This window comes from Burkholderia sp. BC1 (genome assembly GCF_052683555.1).
The window spans coordinates 1-559 of sequence record NZ_JBQYLP010000194.1; the positions used below are offsets into that span (position 1 = coordinate 1).

Genomic DNA, 559 nt, shown 5'->3' on the forward strand with positions numbered 1-559 from the left:
ACGCGTTACGACGGCACGATCCACGATTTCGGGCTGCTCAACGCATTGGCCGCCGATGCGCCGACGCAGGCCGCGCTGAAGGCGATGGCGAACGAAATCGCGACGCGTCTGAAGTAACGGCGCATGCGCGCGCCGCGAGGTGCGCGCGGAGATCGACGCGGCGGGCCTACGCCCGCCGCTTTTGCGTGCATGCGAAGCCGGGCGACCGCGTCGCGCAGCACGCAGGGTTCGGCCCGTTCGTGACGGTCACGACGTTTCGCACCGGCGACGAGGCGCTCGCGATCGCGGCCCGCGTCGCGTGCGGGCTCGGCGCCGGCCTCTGGACGCGCGACCGACAGCGTGCGCACGGCTTCGCACGCGGATCCGAGAGGCGGTGCGGATGGCTACAAGCGCGTGAGCCCCGGCTCGCCGCTCGGCAGCGTCTGCGCGAGCGACGACGGGTGCGCAAAGAGCTTCGACGCGATGCACGAGTACATCCATGCGAAATCGGTGTGGTTCGACGTCGACCCGCAGATTCCGCCGTACTATCCGCGTTGAACCTTTACACGGAGCGCATCGC

The 559-nt window shown here is 69.6% G+C and carries 1 protein-coding gene and 2 pseudogenes; all 3 read left to right on the forward strand.

Annotation, left to right across the window (positions count from 1 at the left end; translation table 11 throughout):
• Positions 1-117: pseudogene (locus ACSHSS_RS30305) on the forward strand (alpha/beta hydrolase); the annotation flags it as partial.
• Positions 118-239: 122 nt separating this feature from the next.
• Positions 240-305 (forward strand): annotated as a pseudogene (locus tag ACSHSS_RS30310) (aldehyde dehydrogenase family protein); the annotation flags it as partial.
• 34 nt (positions 306-339) lie between these two features.
• The gene (locus ACSHSS_RS30315) at positions 340-537 is read left to right on the forward strand and encodes a hypothetical protein (protein WP_445545980.1); all 198 of its coding nucleotides are present in this window, start codon (positions 340-342) and stop codon (positions 535-537) included.
• Positions 538-559 lie beyond the last annotated feature (22 nt).